This window comes from Alloyangia pacifica, from assembly GCF_900116195.1.
In the GTDB taxonomy this organism is placed as follows: Bacteria; Pseudomonadota; Alphaproteobacteria; order Rhodobacterales; family Rhodobacteraceae; genus Salipiger; species Salipiger pacificus.
On sequence record NZ_FOZW01000013.1, the window covers coordinates 58,037 to 72,694 of the forward strand.

The 14,658-nt window shown below is 67.5% G+C and carries 12 protein-coding genes; 4 read left to right on the forward strand and 8 right to left on the reverse strand.

Going from position 1 to position 14,658, the window contains the following annotated elements:
• Positions 1-50: 50 nt before the first annotated feature.
• The 4 genes from dctP to BM397_RS22935 all read right to left on the reverse strand — a co-directional run bounded on the left by dctP (position 51) and on the right by BM397_RS22935 (position 3,336).
• On the reverse strand, positions 51-1,082 hold the full coding sequence (gene dctP / locus BM397_RS22920; protein WP_092429123.1) for a TRAP transporter substrate-binding protein DctP: 1,032 nt from the start codon (positions 1,080-1,082) through the stop codon (positions 51-53).
• Between the two features lie 115 nt (positions 1,083-1,197).
• Entirely contained in the window at positions 1,198-2,139 is a 942-nt protein-coding gene (locus tag BM397_RS22925; RefSeq protein ID WP_092429121.1) for a LysR family transcriptional regulator, read from the reverse strand.
• Positions 2,140-2,156: 17 nt separating this feature from the next.
• Positions 2,157-2,756, reverse strand: a complete 600-nt coding sequence (locus BM397_RS22930) for a flavin reductase family protein (RefSeq protein ID WP_092429119.1) — start codon at positions 2,754-2,756, stop codon at positions 2,157-2,159.
• 151 nt (positions 2,757-2,907) lie between these two features.
• The gene (locus tag BM397_RS22935) at positions 2,908-3,336 is read right to left on the reverse strand and encodes an RbsD/FucU family protein (protein ID WP_092429117.1); all 429 of its coding nucleotides are present in this window, start codon (positions 3,334-3,336) and stop codon (positions 2,908-2,910) included.
• Between the two features lie 146 nt (positions 3,337-3,482).
• Between BM397_RS22935 and BM397_RS22940 the strand changes: the two genes are divergently transcribed.
• Together BM397_RS22940 and BM397_RS22945 are read left to right on the forward strand one after the other, a co-directional pair.
• Positions 3,483-4,049: a heme oxygenase-like domain-containing protein gene (locus BM397_RS22940; RefSeq protein ID WP_092429115.1), complete on the forward strand. Its 567-nt coding sequence runs from the start codon at positions 3,483-3,485 to the stop codon at positions 4,047-4,049.
• Entirely contained in the window at positions 4,046-6,619 is a 2,574-nt protein-coding gene (locus BM397_RS22945) for an HWE histidine kinase domain-containing protein (RefSeq protein WP_092429113.1), read from the forward strand. The genes BM397_RS22940 and BM397_RS22945 overlap by 4 nt, the downstream gene beginning before the upstream one ends.
• 71 nt (positions 6,620-6,690) lie before the next feature.
• Here the strand turns inward: BM397_RS22945 and BM397_RS22950 are convergent, their stop codons facing one another.
• The 4 genes from BM397_RS22950 to BM397_RS22965 all read right to left on the reverse strand — a co-directional run bounded on the left by BM397_RS22950 (position 6,691) and on the right by BM397_RS22965 (position 12,916).
• A complete protein-coding gene (locus BM397_RS22950; protein WP_092429111.1) occupies positions 6,691-7,332 on the reverse strand; it encodes a PAS domain-containing protein in 642 nt (213 codons plus the stop codon).
• 149 nt (positions 7,333-7,481) lie between these two features.
• The gene (locus tag BM397_RS22955) at positions 7,482-10,865 is read right to left on the reverse strand and encodes an error-prone DNA polymerase (protein ID WP_092429109.1); all 3,384 of its coding nucleotides are present in this window, start codon (positions 10,863-10,865) and stop codon (positions 7,482-7,484) included.
• A gap of 10 nt (positions 10,866-10,875) precedes the next feature.
• Positions 10,876-12,387 carry a Y-family DNA polymerase gene (locus BM397_RS22960; protein ID WP_092429106.1) on the reverse strand — a complete coding sequence of 504 codons (1,512 nt, stop codon included), beginning with the start codon at positions 12,385-12,387 and terminating at the stop codon, positions 10,876-10,878.
• The gene (locus BM397_RS22965; RefSeq protein WP_245696193.1) at positions 12,314-12,916 is read right to left on the reverse strand and encodes an ImuA family protein; all 603 of its coding nucleotides are present in this window, start codon (positions 12,914-12,916) and stop codon (positions 12,314-12,316) included. The genes BM397_RS22960 and BM397_RS22965 overlap by 74 nt, the downstream gene beginning before the upstream one ends.
• Positions 12,917-13,291: 375 nt before the next feature.
• Here BM397_RS22965 and BM397_RS22970 point away from each other — a divergent pair, with 375 nt between their 5' ends.
• Positions 13,292-13,738: a DUF2852 domain-containing protein gene (locus tag BM397_RS22970; RefSeq protein ID WP_092429104.1), complete on the forward strand. Its 447-nt coding sequence runs from the start codon at positions 13,292-13,294 to the stop codon at positions 13,736-13,738.
• 167 nt (positions 13,739-13,905) lie between these two features.
• Positions 13,906-14,358 carry an RDD family protein gene (locus BM397_RS22975; protein WP_092429102.1) on the forward strand — a complete coding sequence of 151 codons (453 nt, stop codon included), beginning with the start codon at positions 13,906-13,908 and terminating at the stop codon, positions 14,356-14,358.
• Positions 14,359-14,658: the final 300 nt, after the last annotated feature.

A 14,658-nucleotide genomic window follows, 5' to 3' on the forward strand; every position in this document is an offset into this window, starting at 1 on the left:
GAGGTCCCGCGCCGGGGGTACGCTGTGGCGCGGGACCGGTCACGTCCGGGTCAGGACGGTGTGTCGAAGCCGAAGTTCTTGGCGATCTCTTCAGCCGGAACGCCGAGCGCGTTTGCCTTGTCGATCCACTCCTGGCGCACTTCCTGAACTCCGGCATCTTCGAGAACGCCGAGCAGTTCCTCCTTCGGGAAGGGGATCACCTCGACGCCCAGATCGCCCTTCCACAGCTCGCGCACGCGGGCGGCGTCCTCGTCCACCACGCGGGCATACTCCACGAGGTAGTCCTTGCCGAGCTGATCGACGACGGCCTTGGTCTCGTCGTCCATCCCGTTGTAGCTGTCGAGGTTCATCGCCAGCAGGTGGCCGAAGGAGGCGCCGAGCGGCACTTCGATGTAGTACTTGGCAACCTCGTCATACTTCCAGCCGCGCGCCAGGGCGGGGCCGATCGGGGTGCAGTCGATGATCGAACGCTGCAGGGCCTCGTAGGCCTCCGAGGTGGCGATCGACACCGGCGAAGCGCCGAGCGCCTCGATCAGCTTGGGATAGGCAAAGCCGTAGGAGCGGATGCGCAGGCCCTTCATGTCGGCGGCGCTCTTCACCGGCTTGGTGCAGAGCAGGCCGTAGTCCTCGAGCGGGCGGAAGCCGAAGGCGTGGATGTTCTGGCTCGCCAGTTCCTCGCCGAACTGCGGGTAGGTGGCGTGCATCTCTTCCATGAACTGCCCGACTTCGAGCGTGTTCATCGGCTGCGGGATGAAGAAGCCCACAGCGTTGTTGAGCGGCATGAGATCGGGGAAATACGGGGTGATGATATCGCCGAAGTCGCCGACGCCGGCGGCCAGCGCCTCGGGGATTTCGCGGGTCTTGGCGACCGAGCCGCCCCAGAAGACCTCGATGCTGTGCTTGCCGCCGGTGCGCTCGGCGAACTGGTCGACGAGCCACTGCGTGGTGATCGCCTGTGCATCCCCTGCGCCCTGCGGCTTGAAGGTGATCCACTTGTAGGTGTCGGCCTGCGCGACGGACGCGAGGCCGGTGGCCGTCACAAGCGCAAGCGCCGACGACCGCAGAATTGCGTTCAGAGACATGAGTCCTCCCAAGATTGCGGGCCATCCTCCAGGCCCGTCGCAGGTGATCCTCGGTGATCTCGAGGCATGATTCAAATACTGTTATATGATCGCTTCGATACCTTTTAGGTATTGCTCAACGCCAGACACCCGATGCGACCAGCTCTCCCACGATGTCGCGCACCAGCCCTTCGACCACCTGGATTGCCTTCTTGCCGCGCTGGTCGGCCTTGGTCGCGGTACAGAGCGTCCAGGCCATCTGTGGCTGCACGATGGGCCGGGCTTCGAGCGTGCCGTTCTGCACCTCCGAGAGCACCCCGCCATAGGTCAGGATCGTGAAGCCGTGGCCGTGGCGGACCAGAGATTTCAGGTGCCACACCCCATCGACGCGCTGCACGATATTCAGCTCGGCGCCGACTTCGTCGGCGTGCTTGTCCACCAGAATGCGCAGGAAGTTCGGGCGGCTCGGCATGATCAGCGGCATCGCCGCGGCCTCCGCCAGCGTGTAGCTGTCCTTGTCGAACGAGCCGCAGGGGCCGATCACGTTGAGATGCTCGACCAGCAACTCGGTGGTGACGATGTCGTCCTGCAAGGGCGCGTCATGCATGACCGCGAGGCCGATCTCGCCCTGCGAGAGCTTGTGCTCGAGCGCATTGGAGAAGCCCTCGACGAAGCGCAGCTCGATCTCGGGGTATTCGGCCTTTACCCGCGCCAGCAGCGGCGGCGTGATGAACTCGCCCGGCGTTGGGGGCATGCCCACCACCACCACGCCCTGCGGCCGTTCGGCATGGGCGGTGACATCGTGATGGGCCTGCGCGATCTGCGCCATGATCGCATAGGCGCGGCGCTGCAGGATCTCGCCCGCCTCGGTCAGTTCCATCCCGCGCGCGGTGCGGTTGAACACCTTCAGCCCCAGGTCGCTTTCGAGCCGGGCGATCTGCCGGCTGAGCGCGGGTTGCGCGATGCGCAGCCGCTCGGAGGCGCGGGTCATGTTCTTTTCCTCCGCGACGCAGAGGAAGTAGCGCAGGCTGCGCAGTTCGGGCTGCCAGTCGCGCAGCGTGCTTCCGGTCTCGACCATCTCCCCCCTCCGCCGGCTCAGTCGTCGGGCCGGATCAGCTCCCAGGCCTCGGTCACGGTGGCGTAGTCGCGATATCCCATGCGCGAGATCGGGCGCGCCTTCACCGTGTCGAAGCGGCCCCCGGTGATGTACTCGTCGCGGATGTGGGTCTGAACGACTTGACCGATGACCATGAAGCGATTGATCGGCGAGCCAGTGCGGTCGGTCAGTTCGGTCACCGAAAGTGTCACGCATTCCAGCGCAGCGGGGCTTTCAGCCACGAAAGGCGCATCGGTCTCGATGCTGGTGCCGAGGGTGAGCCCGGCCTTGTCGAACTCGTTGGCGCCGTCGGGCATCGCCTCGGACGAGACGTTCATCGCCTGCGCCAGCGCCTCGGTGGCCAGGGAGAAGGTGAACTCACCCCGGTCGCGGGCGTTGACCACCGAGTGTTTCAGCCCGTCCGAGGTGAAGCAGATCATATGCGGGCTGTTGCCGATGGCGTTGAAGAAGGAATAGGGGCCGAGGTTGGGCACCCCTTCCGCATTGCGCGTGCCGATCCAGCCGATCGGGCGCGGCGCGATGATCGCCTTGAAGGGGTCGAACGTCAGGATATCGGGGCGTGTGTCGCCGTAATGCATGGAACCTCCACGGGATTTCTTGCGCCTTTCTAGGGCGAAGCGCCGCAGGAAGGCCATTGTTTTCCGGCGGTGCGCAGCGTCAGCACGTTGAGGCGGTCAGGCGCTGGAGGCGCCTGCGCCCGCCGCAAAGCAGGGGCGGGAGGGGGCCTCGTCAGGCGTCGTCGCGCAGCACGCCCTTCTTCAGGATGAGATTGGCGTAGAGCCGCCGCTCGCCCGTGGCGACCACCGCATAGGCCTGCTTCGTCCGCTCGTAGAAATCGAAACGGTCGACCTGCTGAACCTGCACCGGGCCCTCGTTGGCGGTGACGAGCAGCTGGTCGAAGACATCGAAGATTTCAGGCCGTCCGTCCGGGCAGGCCATGACCGCAGCGGGCGTTTCGACGAAATCGTCGAGGGGAAAGAGCGACAGTACCGCCTCGGCGGCGCGGTCGATGCCGATACCCGGCAAGCGCACCAGCCGCTGCGCAACGCGCGCGGCGGGGAAATTTGCATCGACAAGCACGATCTCGTCGCCGTGGCCCATGTCGCGGAGAATGGCGAGCAGCTCTCCGGTCAGCAGGGGATTGATGGTCTTCAGCATTATGTCCTCCGGCATCTGCAGTCCGACCGCAAGCGACAGCAGGACGCGTCACAAGGCAACAGGAAAATTTCCCGAACGACGGAACCAATGGGCCGGCGGGGAGTTGAAGGTGGTCGGCATAAAATAAAACAACAGGGACAGGCAGTGTGAAGGACTTCGTGGACGCCCCGGATCTGCTCCGGGACTGCAATCTGAGGGATGCCCTCCGCAGCGCGACCGCGGGCCCGCATCGCCGTCTCGACGCCCAGCTTTCCCGGCTCGATCTCACAAGCTCGGATGATCGTCGTGCTTTCTGCGAGGTGCAGAGGCGCGGGTTCACGCGGCTTGGGGCAGCCTGCGGCTGGGACGCGGCCGAGGCCGCGACGGCCCTGAGAGATACGCTCAAAGCACTGGACGAGGACTTGGGGCCGCAGCCTTTGCCGGGGCCGGGGCTTGACCTGCCTCTGCACGGCGACGCCGTGGCCTACCTGTTGCTGGGCTCGCAGCTTGGCACCGCGGTGCTGCGCCGGACGCTGCCCGAACCGCCCACCCGGGGATTTTTCGCGCTGACCGGGGATCGTGTCGCCTGGCGCGCCTTCTGCCTGCGGCTTGGCGCACAGCCAGACGATAGTGCGGAATCGCGCCGCGTTCTGCGCGATGCCATTCGCGCCTTTTCCATTTTCGAACACGAAACGCGGGCGGTTCTGAGCGCGCCCGTCGACGGAGCCCCATGAACGATTCCTTCATTTCGACCGATACGCCAGTCGATCTCACCAATTGCGACCGCGAACCCATTCATCTGCTCGGCAACGTGCAGAGCTTCGCGGCGCTGGTCGCGATCTCGGCCGATTGGATCGTGCAGCACGTCTCGCAAAACGCCGGAACGCTTCTTGGCCTTCAGGCCGAAGACCTGACCGGGCGGAGCTTCAGCGAGGTCATGCCGCGCGAAACAGTGGAGGAACTGCGCGAGAAGCTGGGCGGCACCAGTCACGAGAACGCCGTGGCGCGGCTGTTCGGCTACGACGTCTTCGGCGACGGGCGGCTGTTCGACATCAGTGCGCATCAGTCCGGTTCGAGCTTCATTTTCGAGTTCGAACCCAAGGTCCGCGTCGCCGAGCAGGACGAGCTGGCGCTGGTGACCCCCATGTTGCGGCGGGTGTCCTCGCAGAACGATCTGGCAGGGGCGTCGGAAGAGGCCGCCCGGCAACTGCGGGCGCTCACGGGGTTCGATCGGGTGATGGTCTATCAGTTTGGTCCCGAGGGCGATGGCACGGTCATCGCCGAGGCCAAGGACGGAGGGGATGCGGAAACCTATCTCGGACTGCATTTCCCGGCCTCCGACATCCCGCGGCAGGCGCGGGCGCTCTACAAGCGCAGCCTGCTGCGGCTGATCGCCGACGTTGACGACGATGTCTCGCCGATCGTGCCGCCGCAGAGTCCCGAGGGCCAGCCGCTCGATCTCTCGCTGGCCATGTCGCGCGCCGTCTCGCCGATCCACCTCGAATACCTGCGCAACATGAAGGTGCGGGCGTCGATGTCTGTGTCCATCGTCATCCGGGGCGAGCTCTGGGGGCTCTTTGCCTGCCATCATCGCGAGCCGCTGCACGTCGACTACCAGAGACGCACCGCCGTGGAGCTGCTGGCGCAGTTCTTCGCCTACGAGCTCGAGAGGCAGGAGGCGAGATCTACCAGCGACACCGTTGGCCGTGCGCAGCGTCTGCATGACCGCCTGATGATGCAGATGAGTTCCGGCGAGGGGCTGGCCGCCAGCCTGCCCAGCATCGCCCGCGAGATTCAGAAGGTGATCCCGCATGACGGCATCGCTCTCTATTCCGATGGTGACTACGTCGCCCAGGGACAGACCCCCTCCAAGGAGCAGTTCCAGACCATCGCGCGCTTTCTCAACACCGCCGCCGCGAGCCGGGTCTATGCCACGGACAGCCTCGTCGCGCGCCTGCCCTCGATGGAGGCGCTGAAGGCCGACTGCGCGGGCATCCTGGCAATCCCCGTGTCGCGCACGCCGCGCGATTACATCGTGCTCTTCCGCTCGGAAGTCGTGCGGCAGGTCAACTGGGCGGGCAACCCCAACAAGCCGGTCGAGGTCGGCCCGCTGGGCACGCGACTGACCCCGCGCAAGAGCTTCGAGCTTTGGAAGCAGGACGTTGCGGGCCGCTCGGAGAGCTGGTCGCCAACCGTTCTGAAGGCCGCCGAGGCGATCCGCGTGACCCTGCTCGAGGTGGTGCTCAAGCTCTCGGACGAGGTCAATGCCGAGCGCAAGCGGGCGCAGGACCAGCAGGAGCTGCTGATCGCCGAGCTCAATCACCGGGTGCGCAACGTGCTCGGGTTGATCCGCTCGCTGGTGGGTCAGTCGCGACAGTCGGCGCATACCATCGAGGAGTTCACCGCGGCGGTCGACGGGCGCATCCACGCGCTGGCGCAGGCGCATGACCAGCTGACCTCGACCGAGTGGCATCCGGTGGCGCTGCGCGAGCTGCTGGCCGTCGAATTGGGGGCCTATATCGCCGGTGAGGAACACCGCGTCGCGATCACCGGCGCGCCCGTGCTGCTTGCGCCCGATGCCTTTTCCACCATGGCGCTGGTGCTGCACGAACTGGTGACCAACTCGGTCAAATACGGCGCGCTGTCGGTGCCTGCAGGCCGGGTCGAGGTGGCGGTCGAAAAGCTGCCGGACGGGATCGTCCGCATCGGTTGGGCCGAGAGCGGTGGTCCGGCGGTGCGGGCACCCGAGCGGCGGGGCTTTGGCACCACGATCATCGAGAAGTCGATTCCCTTCGAGTTGAAGGGCAAGGCGGATGTGCACTTCGAGCTGACCGGCCTGCGGGCCGAGTTCCTTCTGCCCGAACGCTACGTGAGCGACGCGCCGGATACGGTGCCTTCCGCTGCACCTGCGCCGCAGGACGGCGCTTCCCTAAGCAAGGGGATCTCGGGCGTGGCGCTGGTGGTCGAGGACAACATGATCATCGCCATGGATGCCGCTGACATCCTGTCGGACCTCGGGGCCGAGACCGTGCACACCGCTTCCTCGGTGGCAGAGGCGCTGCGGATCATCGACGCGCACCCGGTCTCGGTGGCGGTGCTCGACGTGAACCTCGGCTCGGAAACCAGCCTGCCGGTTGCGGAAATGCTGGCGCGGCGCGGTGTGCCCTTCGTGCTGGCGAGCGGTTATGCCGGCCAGTCCGACTGGCTGTCGCGTTTCCCCAGCGCGCCGATGACCAGCAAGCCTTTCACCATCGAAACGCTGTCGAAGGCCGTCGGACGGCTGGGCGCGCGAGATCGGGGCTGAGCCGCGGCGCAGGCTGGCGGGGTAGGCATCGAGACTCGAGAGTTTGAAGATGGGAGGCGCAGGTGGGCTGCTCAGGCGGTCTGCTCGCCGTCCTTGCTGCCGTCGATCTGTTCGCGCAGGCATTCGACCGCCTGCGCGGCTCGCTCACCGGCTTCGCTCAGCGCTTCGGCCAGCGCGTCGGCGCGCTCCTGGTCGACGCCGCGGCGCAGGATGTTGGCAGCACTGGTCGAAACAGCGGTCAGGTTGGTCAGCGTGTGGAACAGCTCGCTCAGAGAACTCAGCATATCCCGGTCCTCGAAAGCCTCGCGCGTGTGTTTTTTGTCGGGCGCGGTGCCTGACATGAAAGAGGAGAGGGCGAGCACCCGGGCGACCTCACCCTCTGCCCAGTCCAGAGGCACGATCTCCACTTCCCACTCGCTCTGGTTGCCGGTCTCGCTCGTGAAGCTGCCGACAAAACTCGAAGGCTTGCCGCCGAAGGCGGTGGCCAGCGCGGCCTCTGCCTTCACCCGTTCTGCCCCGTCCCAGAATCCGGTCCAGACCTGGCCGCAGATCGTGTCGGCGTCGGTATTGAGCAATTCCAGCCCACGCTTGTTGACCGCGATCACCTTGCCATCGCGGTCCAGCACCTTGGCGCAGACGGTGGTGCGCTGCGCAAGATAGCCCATGACCGTCGAAAGGGCGGTCGCTTCGAGATCGGTTTTTGCGATGAGCATTGCGGGGTCCGTGGCCTTGGGGCGGCAGGTTTACGGATTGTTAATTTACGTGAAGTGCCGGTGTTTTCGCAACGGTTGAATTTGTGACGGTGTAATTTGGTTCAGCTACGATACGGCTTGGCTGCGTTTTCGCGTTAAGGTTGAACTTTTCAGTGGAAGTCCCGACTTGGAAACAGCTTTTTTGCCTGCTCCCGGGGGTGGCGGGCAGCGGTGCCGCGTCTGCTGCCGCCGGCCGGGCGGCGGGTCTCGTCGGCGCGGCCGTCGTTGGCCTCGATCGGCCCGAGGATCGGCACCGGCCCGCCGAGATCGAAGAGCAACTCCGACAGATCCTCGACCGTCTCGGCGATGAGATGGGTCACCACGCCCTCGCGTTCCAGCCGCCCGGTGACGCGCAGCAGTCGTCCCGCGATCACCGCCTTGCGGAAGGTCTCGTAGATCTTCGTCCAGACCACCACGTTGGAGGTGCCGGTCTCGTCCTCCAGCGTCAGGAAGATCACCCCCGAGGCGGTGCCGGGGCGCTGGCGGGTGATCACCAGCCCGGTCACGGTGATGCGGTGGCGATGGGGCACCTTGTCCAGCTGCACGTGCGGCAGGCTCTCGGGCAGGCGCGGGCGCAGCAGTTCCATGGGGTGGGCACGTAGGCTCAGGCGCAGCGAGAGGTAATCCTCGACCACCTCCTGCCCGAGCGTCATGGCGGGCAGGATCACGTCGGGCTCCATGCCACCTTCGCCATCGCCCCCGAAGAGCGGCAGCGGCTTCGGCGCCTGCAGCGCCTTGGCGGCCCAGAGCGCGTCGCGCCGGGTGAGGCCGAGCGCGGCGAAGCCGTCGCCCTCGGCCAGCCGCTCCAGCGTCGCGGGCTTCACCCCGGCGCGGCGCCAGAGGCTTTCGACGTCGGGATAGCCGTTGCCACGCGCCGCGACGATCCAGGCGGCATCTTCTTCGCGGAGCCCCTTGATCTGGCGGAAGCCGAGCCGCAGGGCGAGGCTGCCATCGGGGCGCGGCTCGAGCGTGTTGTCCCAGTCGGAGTGGTTCACAGAGACCGGGCGCACTTCGACCCCGTGCTCGCGCGCGTCGCGCACCAGCTGGGCGGGGGCGTAAAAGCCCATGGGCTGGGCGTTGAGCAGCGCACAGGTGAAGATCGCCTGGTGGTGCCGCTTCAGCCAGGCCGAGATATAGACCAGCCGGGCGAAGCTGGCGGCGTGGCTCTCGGGAAAGCCGTAGCTGCCGAAGCCCTCGATCTGGGCAAAGCAGCGCTCGGCGAAATCCGCCGCATAGCCGCGCGCCAGCATCCCGGAAACGAAGCGGTCGCGGAAGGCCCCGATGGTGCCCATGCGCTTGAAGGTGGCGAGGCTGCGGCGCAGCCGGTCGGCCTCGGCGGGGGTGAAGCCGGCGGCGACCACGGCGATCTGCATCGCCTGCTCCTGAAACAGCGGCACGCCGTAGGTGCGGCCCAGCACTTCCATCATCGCCGGGCCAAGGTCTTCGACCGGCTCCTTGCCCTGACGGCGGTTGATGAAGGGATGCACCATGCCGCCCTGAATGGGGCCGGGGCGCACGATGGCGACCTCGCACACCAGATCGTAGAACCGTCGCGGCAGCATCCGCGGCAGGAAGTTCAGCTGCGCCCGGCTTTCCACCTGAAACACCCCGATGGCATCGGCACGGCAGAGCATGTCGTAGACCTTTGGGTCTTCGGCAGGGACATTGGCCAGCGTCAGCTGCTGGCCTCGGTGCTCGACCAGCAGCGAGAACGCCTTGCGGATGCAGGTCAGCATCCCCAGCGCGAGGATGTCGACCTTCAAAAGCCCCAGCGCGTCGATGTCGTCCTTGTCCCATTCGATCACCGTGCGGTCGTCCATCGCGGCGTTCTCGATCGGGCAGAGCTCGTCGAGCCGCCCCTGGGTGATGACGAAGCCACCCACGTGCTGCGACAGGTGCCTCGGGAAACCGATGATCTCCTCGATCAGCTTGGCGGTCATCAGCACCCGGTCGTCGGTCGGGTCGATCCCGGCGTCGCGCATCCGGTCCTCGTCGGGGGCGCTCGACGACCAGCCCCAGATCTGCCCGGAGAGCCGGGCGATCACGTCCTGGCTCAGCCCCATCACCTTGCCGACCTCGCGGATCGCCGCGCGCGAGCGGAAGTGGATCACCGTGGCGGTGAGCCCGGCGCGTTCGCGGCCGTAGCGCTCGTAGATCCACTGGATCACCTCCTCGCGGCGCTCATGCTCGAAATCGACATCGATGTCAGGCGGCTCGCCGCGTTCCTTGGAGATGAAGCGCTCGAAGATCAGCGTGATGCTCTCGGGCGGCACCTCGGTGACGCCGAGCAGGTAGCAGACCACCGAGTTGGCCGCCGAGCCGCGCCCCTGGCACAGGATGCCGCGCGAGCGGGCAAAGGCGACGATGTCGTAGACCGTCAGGAAATATGAGGCGTAGCCCATCTCGCCGATCAGCCGCAGTTCCTTTTCCACCCGGTGCACGATCTTCGGCGGCGGGCCTGCGGGGTAGCGCCAGTGCAGCCCCTCGCGCGAGAGCCGGGCGAGCCGGTCCTGCGCCGGCTCGCCGTCCCGCGCCTCGTCCGGGTACTGGTACCGCAGCTCGTCGAGGCGGAAGGCGCAGCGACCCGAGATCTCGGTGGTGCGGCGCAGGGCGGCGGGGTAGCGGTGGAAGAGCCGGGCCATCTCGTCGCCGGACTTCAGCCGCCGCTCGCCGTTGGTCAGCCGCCGGCTGCCGATATTGTCGATGGTGCAGCCCTCGCGCAGGCAGGTCAGTACGTCGGCCAGCGGACGCCGGGCCGAGCGGTGCATCAACACATCCCCGAGGGCCACCAGCGGCAGGCCGGTCTGCTGCGACAGCCGGGCGAGGTGGTCGAGCCGTATCTGGTCGCGCCCGTCGTAGACTGGCGCGGCCCCGAGATAGGTGCGGCCGGGGCAGCGCCGGAGCATCTCGCGCAGCTCGGGGTCGGGGGGGGTGCGGGGTGCCCCGGGTTCCAGCGGGTCGGGCGGCAGGGCGATGAGGATCATCCCCTCGCAGGCGGCATGCAGGTCGGCGCGGGTAAGGTGACACGCGCCTTTCTCCGCCCGCCGCTTGCCCAGCGACAGCAGCCGCGTCAGTCGCGCCCAGGCGGCGATGTCGCAGGGCAGGGCGAGCCACTCGAGCGGGCTGTCGGACAGCACCAGCCGCGCCCCCGCGATGAGCCGGGGCAGCGGGCGTTCGGGCGGCAGCAGCGGCGCGGCCCCGGGCGGCACCTGCGCCACGCGCTGGCGGCTCGACGGATCGGTCAGAGACTGCGACCGGATCGCCGGGGCCTCGCGCGCTGCCGCCTCTGCCGCCTCGCGTGCCTCGCCCTGCAGTCGCTCCAGCTCCTTCAGGGCCGAGAAGGCGCGCACCACCCCCGCCACCGAGTTGCGGTCGGTGATGGCGATGGCCTCGAGCCCCAGCTCGGCGGCACGGGTGACCAGCTCCTCGGGGTGCGAGGCCCCGGTGAGGAAGGTGAAGTTGCTGGTCACGCAGAGCTCGGCATAGGGGGTCATGGTCGGTCCCTCATGCGAATTCCCCCTGCACGAACCAGTCCTGCGCGCCGCCCGCGTCCCAGCCCGCCACCTGCGGCGTGTGGAACAGCCAGAGCCGCGGCCCCTCGCGCGTCTCGATGCGCCAGTAGTCGCGGATCCCCGACCGCCAGGTGGGATCGTCGAACCACCATTCGGGGGCGATGCGCTCGGGCCCCGTCGCGCGCAGCGTGGAAAAGCGCATGTTGCGCCAGCGGAACTGCGCGGGCGGATGGCCGGGCTGCGCGCCGCGCGCGCCGCTGACCATCTCGGGCGGAAAGAGGATCTGCGGCCGCGGCGGGCCGCGCCGGGGCGGGGCCTCTTCGGCTTCGCTGTAGGCGGCGGGGGCGATGAGGAAGCTGCGCTCGGGGATGGTGCTGTCGGCGGGCAGCAGGCGCTGTACGGCGTCAAAGCCGAGCCGGTTGCCGAGCCGCGAGATCAGGTCCGCCATCGCGTCCTCGCTGCGCAGCTTGGGGCCACCGGGACCAAGCTGCTCGGGAGGCAGCTTCTCCGTCACCTCGGCGCAGAGCCGCAGCGCATCGATGCCGAAGCCCGCCTCGACCTCGGCCACACCCTTTTCGAAGAGCGCGGCAATTCGGGCGGGGTCGCGCATGGGCCGGGCGAGGCCGACCCGCACATGCGCCGTCTCGCGGTCGACCCGGCGCAGTTCCAGGAGCACCCGCCGCGCGCCGTGCTGGTGGTGGGTAAGCTGGGCGCAGAGCCGCTCGAGCAGCCGCGCGAGGCCTGCCATCACGTCCTCCTGCAGGCCGATGGGCTCGGGCAGGGTCATGCGCACGCCGAAATGCGGTGCCTCGCGCTCGGCATCCACCGGCTCGGGACGGGTGCCGAGCGCCTGATCGAGCCGGGTGACCAGACCTTGGCCGAAGCGTTTCGCCAGCGGCGCGCGGGGCAGGTGCACGAGATCGGCGATGCGGGTCAGCCCGACGCGGGAGAGCGTGGCGGCGGTGTCGTGGTCGATGCGCAGAGCAGAGACGGGCAGTGGCCCGAGCCCCTCGGCCAGCGCGCCCTCGGGCAGCACCCCGCCGCCGTGGCGGGCCAGCGCATGGGCCGCGCCGCGGGTGCCGGCGATGGCGCTCTGCGCTGCCAGCCCCGTGCGCTCCAGCCGGTCATGCAGATCGGCGCGCAGCGCGGCCTCGCCGCCGAAGAGATGCGGCACCCCGGTGATGTCGGCGATCAGCCCGTCGGACCCGTCGCGCGCCACCAGCGGCGCATAGCGCCCGGCCCAGCGGCGCAGACCCGAGAGCGCCGCTGCCTCGCGCGCCAGGTCGGCGGGGCGGGTGGCCAGATCGGGGCAGATGGCGCGGGCGTCGGCCAGCGCCATGCCGCGCGCCAGCCCATGCGCCTGCGCCAAGGGGGAGACACAGTGCAGGTGATCGGAATTGCCCGACCGCAGGGTCAGAGCAAACGGCCCCTCAACGGGGCGTTTCCGCAGGCTCGTGTCGCTCGCCAGCCGCGGAAACCATATGGAAAGCAGACGTCTCGCCATGCCAATCCACGGTCCAGAGTTTCAATGTTCCCTTTTTGTTCTTGATAAGCTCCCATTGCTGCAGAGTCGAGTCCGGCGCAGGGGAAGGCAGCTGTTCACAAGCCCAGCGTGTCTCGGCGGCATTGCTGCCCTGTCCGCTCTGGAGAAGCATCAGCCCGGTGGTCTTGCCGGCTTCTGCCGCCAGTTGCAGCCGCCGCCCGGCGGTGAGCGAGAGCAGCTCTCCGGGTTCGGCCACGACCAGCCCTACGGCGGGGCAGCGCAGCGCCTCCTCGGCGGTCCACAGAAGATCGGTTTCACTCTGGGTCCGCACGAGGTGCAGCCGCGCCCCCACACCCTCGGGCAGGCCGCGCAGCAGCGGCGTCTGCGGCGCATGGCGCGGCAGGATCCAGACCAGTGGCCCCGCGTGGCGCGTGGCCTGAAACAGCGCAAAGCCACGCCGCGCACGCCCCTCGGCCTCATGCACCCGGGCGGGGCAGAGCGAGAGCGGGTCGGCCTCGGCAAGAGGCGGGCTGGCGGGCAGGGGGCGCATGTGGGCAGACAAGAGAACCGGGAACGGTGGCAGCGGAGTCGGGGTAGGTGGATAGATGAGAACATTGCCAGAACATTTGGGCTGAGGGAAGCACCGGAGGGCAGAGAAGAGATCACGATTGGTGCGCCAGGGCCCCATGCGGCGGAAGCTGAGCGGCCAAGGCACGTACATCCGGGTCCGCGGGGTCAACAGGGAAGCCCCTGTAGCAACAGGGGGATGCAGACCGGGACAGGAAGACCGGGGATACGGCGACATCTGGCCCGGAGCGAAAAATGTAAAAACCCTTCACATCACCCCTTGAAGGGGGCGGGTCGAATACCGATCTTCGATAATGTGAAAGGCATTCACATCACCCGAACCGAAAGGAAACGACCCATGACCGCCGCCTCGCAGCACTACACCCAGCCCGCCAACCCCGGCTGGCTGCGCCGTGCCGAGTTCTGGCTCGACCAGCGGGGCAAACCCGCGTGGATCGTCGCCATGATCCTCGGTTTCATCTTCTTCTGGCCGATCGGGCTTGCCCTTCTGGCCTACATGATCTGGAGCAAACGCATGTTCGGAAAGTCCTGCCGCAATCGCCACAGCCACCGTCACGCCGCGTTCCAGCAGGGCTTCAACGCCATGCGCCCCAGTGGCAACGTTGCCTTCGACGCCTACAAGGCCGACACGCTGCGCCGCCTCGAGGACGAGCAGAAGAGCTTCGAGGACTTCCTGCAGCGCCTGCGCGAAGCCCGTGACAAGTCCGAGTTCGACCAGTTCATGGACGAGCGCGCCCGCAAGGCCCGCGACGAGCGTGAAAAGGGCGAGATCGAAGAGGCCTGATCGCCACGATCTCCAACCAGCCATGGCCCATGCCGGGCCATGGCTCCGCCGCGCCAGAGGACTTTGCCCCGGCTTTGCACTGGACTTTGCCAGCCATCGTCCCCAACTGACCCACTGATCCCATAGACCTGCACCCGCCCGAGACGGACAGCCCGAGCGAGAGAGACATGTACCCCAACGCGACCTATTCCCAGCTTCCCGACCCGGTGCATCAGCGCGCCTTCTACGAAAGCGTTGCGCTCAAGCGTGGCATGGCTTGGGTCATCGACACGATGATCGTCGCCGTGCTGGTGTTCATCGCCCTGCTGTTCACCGCCTTCCTGGGGGTGTTCATCTTCTTTGCCATCTGGCTGGTGGTGAGCTTCGGCTACCGGGTGGCAACGCTGGCCACCGGCTCGGCGACCTGGGGCATGCGCCTCATGGCGATCGAGTTCCGCGACTGGCAGGGTCAGCGCTTCGGCCTGCCGCAGGCCTTGCTGCACACTCTTGGCTACACGGTTTCTGTCTCGATAGCGCCGCTGCAGATCGTCTCGATCGTCTGCATGCTGGCCACCGAGCGGGGGCAGGGGCTGACCGACCTGGCGCTGGGCACCGTGGCGCTGAACCGCCGCGCCTCGTGATCCCGCCGGTGATCCTGCAGGTGGCCCGCCACACGAGCCTGCCGTTTCTCGCCAATGCGGGGGCAACATGACAAGAAGGGCCACGGTTCGCCGTGGCCCTTTTGCGTTGCCAGCAGACTCGCGGACTGTGAAAGGTTCGGCATGTTCGCGGCGACGGCCCTGGCAAGCTGACACTTCGGCATCACGTCGGCACTCGACCGGGTAGACGCAAGCACGACACCAAGCCGATCGCCGGTAATGCGCGACAACTCTGCGCGGCACAGGTCATTGCCAAGCAGGTCAGTAAGCTGCGCGGGATGG